The organism is Acidisphaera rubrifaciens HS-AP3, assembly GCF_000964365.1.
Lineage (GTDB): Bacteria > Pseudomonadota > Alphaproteobacteria > Acetobacterales > Acetobacteraceae > Acidisphaera > Acidisphaera rubrifaciens.
In genome coordinates, this window is record NZ_BANB01000055.1 from 1 (window position 1) to 6,835 (window position 6,835).

General features: G+C 68.5%; 5 protein-coding genes and 1 tRNA gene. 2 read left to right on the plus strand and 4 right to left on the minus strand.

The genetic code is table 11. The features are described from left to right. The coding region (locus B8460_RS01995; RefSeq protein ID WP_148360248.1) for a DUF1674 domain-containing protein at positions 1-94 on the plus strand (94 nt) is incomplete at its 5' end. A gap of 219 nt (positions 95-313) precedes the next feature. On the opposite strand, the gene B8460_RS02000 is transcribed toward B8460_RS01995, so the two are convergent. Continuing rightward, complete coding sequence (locus B8460_RS02000; protein ID WP_048859897.1) at positions 314-634, minus strand: YggT family protein; 321 nt, start codon at positions 632-634, stop codon at positions 314-316. Between the two features lie 158 nt (positions 635-792). Here B8460_RS02000 and B8460_RS02005 point away from each other — a divergent pair. Beyond that, positions 793-868 (plus strand) — tRNA-Ala (locus tag B8460_RS02005). Between the two features lie 99 nt (positions 869-967). Here B8460_RS02005 and B8460_RS02010 read toward each other — a convergent pair. From B8460_RS02010 to B8460_RS23035, 3 genes are all read right to left on the minus strand, one after another. Next, on the minus strand, positions 968-3,337 hold the full coding sequence (locus B8460_RS02010) for a TonB-dependent receptor (RefSeq protein ID WP_048859898.1): 2,370 nt from the start codon (positions 3,335-3,337) through the stop codon (positions 968-970). Between the two features lie 205 nt (positions 3,338-3,542). After that, positions 3,543-6,326: a preprotein translocase subunit SecA gene (gene secA, locus B8460_RS02015; RefSeq protein ID WP_048859899.1), complete on the minus strand. Its 2,784-nt coding sequence runs from the start codon at positions 6,324-6,326 to the stop codon at positions 3,543-3,545. 326 nt (positions 6,327-6,652) lie between these two features. After that, positions 6,653-6,835 (minus strand): hypothetical protein (locus B8460_RS23035; RefSeq protein WP_206742635.1); only part of this gene is annotated, 183 nt, incomplete at its 5' end.

The window sequence follows — 6,835 nt, forward strand, 5'->3', positions numbered from 1 at the left end:
CCCCGCCCGGCCTCGCGAGACCGGCGGCCCGGCCGGGCCGGAGCCGACCCGTTACGGCGACTGGGAGGTGCGCGGCCGCTGCAGCGACTTCTGACGGCCGCCACCCCGCGCCTTGACACAGCCGGGCCTCGTCTGCGATTGCGAGTTATTCGCAATTAGAGCCGGAGGGCAGGATGGCGGAACGGGATGCGGATGGCGGCGGGCGTGACGGCCCGCCGTCCCTGTCGCGGCGGATCGAGCTTCCGACCGGCCTGTCGATGCGGCTGTCCTGCCGTCCGCTCCCGCCGATCCCGGGTGAGGACGCCGGCGCGGATCAGAGCAGCAGCCCGTGCACGTCTCCCAGCACCAGCGCCGCATAGATGCGGGCCAGCACCGGCATCGCCACCAGCCGGATCAGCAGGCACAGGATCCAGGGGCTGAAATCGATCCCGCCCAGATCCGGCAGGATACGCCGGATCGGGCGCAACGCCGGCTCCGTCGCGCGATACAGAAAATCCCCGATCATCCAGACGACCCGGTTGCGCGTGTCGATCACGCCGAAGGACGCCAGCGTCTGGTAAATCGCGGCGATCACCACGATCCAGAAATAGATGTTCAGGACGTAGAACAGGACGTTGAAGAGGATGGTGATCACGGGCTTTCCCTGCTGCGGGGTGGGCGGCGACGGGCGGCGGTGCAGGCGCGGCGGAAGCTAGCCAGCGCGCCGGGGCGCCGCAACTGCCGCCCCGCCGGACGGCACCGCTTCACTTGACTTGAGCCGCGCCGCTGCGCATGTTCCGCCGCCCGCGGGACGGGGCTGTAGCTCAGTTGGGAGAGCGCCTCGTTCGCAATGAGGAGGTCAGGGGTTCGATTCCCCTCAGCTCCACCACCCGCCCGCGCGCCCCGTTCCTTCCGCCCCGCCGCCGACACCCACCGCCTGTCCTTGGGGGCCGATCCGTGGGGCCACCCGGCACGCGGTCGCGCCGGCTCAGAACATGATCCCGACCTGCCCGTAGATGCTGCGCGGCGCCCCCTGATAGCCGAGCACCACCGGCGTGCCGTTGCCGAAATAGGCACCGGCCGAGCCGTATTCGAAGAAGTTGTAGCGGGCGCCGAGGACGTTGAGCACGCTGAGCGACGCGTCGATCGTCATGTCCCGCCCCTCCGCCGTAACCGGAAACTTGGCATCGAGCGACAGGTTCACGGTCTGATAGCCGGCGATCGACGAGCGACTCGGCGCGCCAACCGGGCCGTTGGGTCCGATCGCGGCGGCGTCGTTGTAATAGGCCTGCTGGCCGATGAACTGATACCACGCCGCCGGCGTCACGATGACGCGGTCCAGCGGGATGGCCCGGCTGATCCCCAGATTCAGCGTCGAGGCCGGCACATACGGCACCCGGCGGCCGGAGAAATCGATGCCGCCGGAGGTGTAGGACGTATACTGCGTCGTCTCGACCGCGCCGTTGACGAAGCAATGCACGCCACCCGCTATGTCGGCATCGCCGTAGAAGTTGATCCCGCGCATCTCCGACGTGCCGAGGGCGATCTCCTCGGCGCCGCCGAACAGGGTGGCGGTGATCACCTGCTTTGAAAAGCGCAGGTCGAAGACGTTGGCGCCGGTGTCGATGCCGTCGATCCAGGACAGCGGCGCGACGAAATGGGTCTTGAACCCGGCCTGTGCCTCGCGCGCCTGTTCCAGCTGCGTGCCGGTCGCCGGGACCGCCTGATACAGGCCGCCGCCGCCGCCGACGAGCGGTGTCTGATAGACCTGCGTATAATTGGCATAAAGCGCGAGCCAGGGCCGCACCGCCCAGTTCGCCGCGAGCGACGGCTCCAGCGCGTGATAGCTGTTCGACCCGCCCGCGAATTGGCTCTGGTCCGTTCCCGTGGCGCCCGCGAACTGCGCGTCGGGTCCCATCGCCTGGTTGGAGTAGCTGACGTTGAACTGCACCAGACGCAGCGCCGGCGTGATGTGCAACGTGTCGACAGGGCTGATGTCGTCCTGGACGAACAGCGCGAGGTTGTCCTGGGTGAAGTTGCCGCTGCGATAGGGACCGTTGGGCGTGTACTGGGTGCCGCCATAGGGCGGCAGCGGGTTCCAGAAATCCGCCTTGGTATTGTAGAAGCTGCGCATCACATAGCCGCCCGCCGCCACCGTCTGATACGGCAGCGGCACCGTCACCCAGAGCTTGTCGCCGGTCGTGTGGTTCGTGGGATCGAGGCGTTCGAGCGCGTTCGGCGAGTCTTGCTGATAGTTGTAGATCTTGTCGTGCAGCCGCACCTCGTCGCTGAACCACAGCAGGTTGTGCAGCACGCCGACATCGCCGAGCCGCACGTTCTGGCGGGTATAGACGTCCCACCAGATGTCCTTGTCGTATTTCGACCACGCGGCCTGCGGCAGCGACTGATAGAACCCGCCCTTTTCGCTGTAGAGCGGCCCGGGGACGACATGGCCGGCGGGGTCGTAGCCATAGATCGTGATCGCCGGGTTGGGCGACAGCGGGATGACGTTGGGGCGGTAGGCATCGCCCTCGCCGTAATAGGCGCCGAACGCCACGTCGCCGCCGTCGAAGCTCTTGGTCGTCTTGGCATACAGCGCCTCGTTGTGCCCCGGATTGGCGAAGCCGTCCGGGCCGGTGCGGAAATCGTTGCCGCCGCCGACGCCGCCCGCGATCACGCTCGACCAGCCGTCGATCGTCCCGCTGCGTATGTCGAACACGAGGTTGCGCTGGTCGAAGCTGCCGTACGATCCGGTGATGTCGCCGCCCGACAGGGTCGTCGGCTGGATCGGCGTGAACTCCACCGTGCCGCCGCCGCTGTTGGTCCATCGGTTGACGGCGAGACCGCCGCCATAGGTGACGGTCGTGCTCTGGAACATGCCGAGTTGCGGCAGGGCGGCGGAGGGATAGAGGCCGGTGGATGGGTTGTTCATCGGCACGCCGTCGAGCGTGACCTGCAGCAGCGCGTTGCCGCCATAGCCGCCGGCGCCGGCCCAGCCGTTGGTCGCCCCGTCGAGCGACACGGTGAACTTGGACGAGCCCGTGTTGCCATAGCCGGTGACGTTCGCGCCGGGTGCGAGCGCCAGCGCCTGCGCCGCGCCCGCGACAGGCCCCGCCGCCCCCATCTGCGTGCTGTCGAGCACCCGAACCGTGTCGCCCGAATGCAGCACCTGCTCGGGCGTCGGCGCGGCCGAGGCGCCCGCGGGCGCGCCGGATGAATCGCCGGCGCTGACGGTTCCGATATCGACCGCGCCCCCCTGCGCCAGCCCGGCCGGCACCGCCTGGGCCCGCGCCGGCAGGACGTGCAGCAGTGCTGGGACTGCGGCGAACAGGCAGGACAGAATGCGGCGGTCGCGCATGGATCGCTGACGTCTCGTTGCGGTTCCGGCCGTCGTGGCCGGACGCGCAGACAGCACCATGCGACGCGGGCCGCACGTGACAATGCGCAGACGTTACGCGATGGGAACGGTACTGTTGCCCTCGATATGGCGGAGGGCGCCGCGCGGACGGCGGGCCGCCCGGCGTGTCAGGCGACCGCTACCGTCGGGGAGGACGCGACCCGGCTTACGCGAGGCGTCCGTGACAGTGCTTGTATTTGCGGCCCGAGCCGCAGGGGCACGGGGCGTTGCGCGGCGTCTGGTTCCACGTCGCGGGATCGTTGGGGTCGATCTGGTCGTGCCGTACCGTGCCAGGCGCGTCCAGCTCCGCGACGCCGGCACCGCCGTCCCCCATGCCGCCCGGAGACAGCCCCATCTGCCCCATGCCCGCCGGCGGAAGGCTGGCGAACACCGGTTCCGGATCGGGGTGGAAGGCCATCGTGATCGGCGGCGGCGGCGGCGCGAGGAAATCCGGCTCCGGCCCGCGTTCGGGCATGATCTCGACGCGCGAGAGGGTGGCGACCACGCGCTCCTTCAGCTCGTCAAGCATCGCGTTGAACAGCTCGAACGCTTCCTGCTTGAACTCGTTGAGCGGGTCGCGCTGGCCATAGGCGCGCAGGCCGATGCCCTGCCGCAGATGCTCGAGCGCCAGCAGATGCTCCTTCCACACCGCATCGAGCACCTGTATCACCATGTTGCGCTCGACATAGCGCATCAGCTCCGGCCCGAGATTCGCGGTCCTGGCGGCCATGGCGCTTTCGACGGCCTCGGCGATGCGCTCGCGCATCGCGGTCTCCTCCATGCCCTCCTCGCGGCCCCATTCCTCGATGGGCAGGTCGAGGTTGAACACGCGCTGCACGTCCTCGGCCAGCGGCCCGAGCTCCCATTGCTCGGCGAAGGCCTTTTCCGGGATGCGGCGCGCGACCATCGCCGCGAGCAGCTCCTCGCGCATCGACGCGACCGTCTCCGACAGGTCGGCGGCGTGCATGAACTCGCGCCGCTGCGCATAGACCTCGCGCCGCTGATCGTTCATCACGTCGTCGTATTTCAGCACGTTCTTGCGCGTGTCGAAGTTGCGCGCCTCGACCTTTTTCTGCGCCTTCTCCAGCGCCTTGTTGATCCACGGATGGGTGATCGCCTCGCCTTCCTTGAGGCCGAGTCGGGCGAGCATGCCGCCCATCCGGTCGGAGCCGAAGATGCGCATCAGGTCGTCTTCGAGCGACAGGAAGAAGCGCGAGCGGCCCGGATCGCCCTGCCGGCCGGAACGGCCGCGCAGCTGGTTGTCGATGCGCCGGCTCTCATGCCGCTCGGTGCCGATGACGAACAGGCCGCCGGCGTCCTTCACGCGGTCATGCGCGACCTCGATCTCGGCGCGGATGGCGGCGGCGCGGGCCTCCCGCTCAGCCTCGTCCTGGATGCCCGCCAGCTCGATCTTGAGCCGCATGTCGAGATTGCCGCCGAGTTTGATGTCGGTGCCGCGGCCGGCCATGTTGGTCGCGATCGTCACCGCGCCCGGCGCGCCGGCCTGCGAGATGATCTTGGCTTCCTGCTCGTGGAAGCGTGCGTTGAGCACGGCGTGCGGGATGCCGTGCCGCTTCAGCACGCCGCTGATGGTCTCGCTCTTTTCGATGTTGGTGGTGCCGACCAGCACCGGCTGGCCGCGCCCCCGCGCCTCGTCGATCAGCTTCGCCAGCGCCGCGTATTTCTCCTCGGCCGAGCGATAGACCTCGTCGTCCTCGTCGTTGCGCGCGACCGGGACGTTGGTCGGGATTTCGACGACTTCCAGCTTGTAGATCTCGGCGAACTCGTCGGCCTCGGTCATCGCCGTGCCGGTCATCCCGGCGAGCTTGGGATAGAGGCGGAAATAGTTCTGATAGGTGATGGAGGCGAGCGTCTGGTTCTCCGGCTGGACGGTGACGTGCTCCTTGGCTTCCAGCGCCTGATGCAGCCCCTCGGAATAGCGGCGGCCTTCCATCATGCGGCCGGTGAACTCGTCGATGATGATAACCTGGTCGTTGCGCACGATGTAGTCCACGTCGCGGTGGAACAGCGTGTGGGCGCGCAGGCTCTGCTGGACGTGATGCACGACGGTGACGTTGTGCACGTCGTACAGGCCGCCCTCGTCCATCAGCCCGGCGGCACGCAGCATGTCCTCGATCCGCTCCGACCCGGCCTCCGTCATGTTGACGGTGCGGAACTTCTCGTCCTTTTCATAAGCCGTCTCGTCGCGCACCAGCTCGGCGACGACGGCATCGACGGAGCGATACAGCTCGGAGCTGTCCTCGGCCGGGCCGGAGATGATCAACGGCGTGCGCGCCTCGTCGATGAGGATGCTGTCCACCTCGTCGACGATGCCGTAGGTGAAGTCGCGCTGGACCATGTCCTCCAGCCGGAACTTCATGTTGTCGCGCAGATAGTCGAACCCGAATTCGTTGTTCGTGCCGTAGGTGATGTCGGCCGCGTACGCCTCGCGCCGCTGGTTGTCGTCGAGGCCGTGGACGATGATGCCGGTGCGCATGCCGAGGAAGCCGTACACCTGCCCCATCCACTCCGCGTCGCGGCTGGCGAGGTAGTCGTTGACGGTGACGACATGCACGCCCTTGCCCGGCAGCGCGTTCAGATAAACCGGCAGCGTCGCGACCAACGTCTTGCCCTCGCCGGTCTTCATCTCGGCGATCTTGCCCTCGTGCAGGACCATGCCGCCGATCATCTGCACGTCGAAATGCCGCAGGCCGAGCACGCGCCGGGACGCCTCGCGCACCGTCGCGAAGGCTTCCGGCAACAGCTCGTCCAGGGTCGCGCCGGCGTCGAGCCGGGCGCGGAACTCCGCCGTCTTGCCGCGCAACGCATCGTCGCTGAGCGCGGTCATGGCGGGCTCCAGCGCGTTGATCTGCGGCACGCGGCGTTGGTACGCCTTCAGGCTGCGGTCGTTGGAGGTGCCGAAGATGGCGCGGGCGAGGGTTGCGAACATGAGACCCTTTGGAACAAGCCGATCAGGCGTGGCGGACGGCCGCACGGGGCGGCCCGACAGGCCGCGCCGACGGCTTGATGGCCCGCGGGCTGGACAGGGACGCGCGCCAAGCATATGGCCGCGGACAAACAGGCGTGAGATAGGGCGGCGCAGGGACCGGGTCAAATCCGGTTGCGCCGAATTAAGGGGGCGGCGACCGTGCCGCAGCCCGTGGGGGGATAGAGCGACCGGACCAGCCGCGAAGGCCGCAACCCCGCCGCCCATGGTCCGCCGCACGCCCCAATGCAGGCGCGGACGGCGTCCGGGCGGGTTTCTCCCATGACTGTTCAATGACAAGCCGCCAGTGCCGAGAAGGTGACGAGATGCTGCCAGACAACGGACGCCCCCCCGCTCACGCCCAACACACAGGACCCGCCCGCCGGGCCGGCGTCCCCCGCGTCGCCACGCTGGCGGCGGCGCTGCTGCTCGCTGGTGTCGCCGCCGGCGGGCTCGCGTCCCGCGCGCAGGCC

What these genes read in the sequence shown, in the direction of transcription:
- B8460_RS02010 (WP_048859898.1), bottom strand. Translation starts at nt 3,337, where the DNA reads ATGCGCGACCGCCGCATTCTGTCCTGCCTGTTCGCCGCAGTCCCAGCA.
- secA (WP_048859899.1), bottom strand. Translation starts at nt 6,326, where the DNA reads ATGTTCGCAACCCTCGCCCGCGCCATCTTCGGCACCTCCAACGACCGC.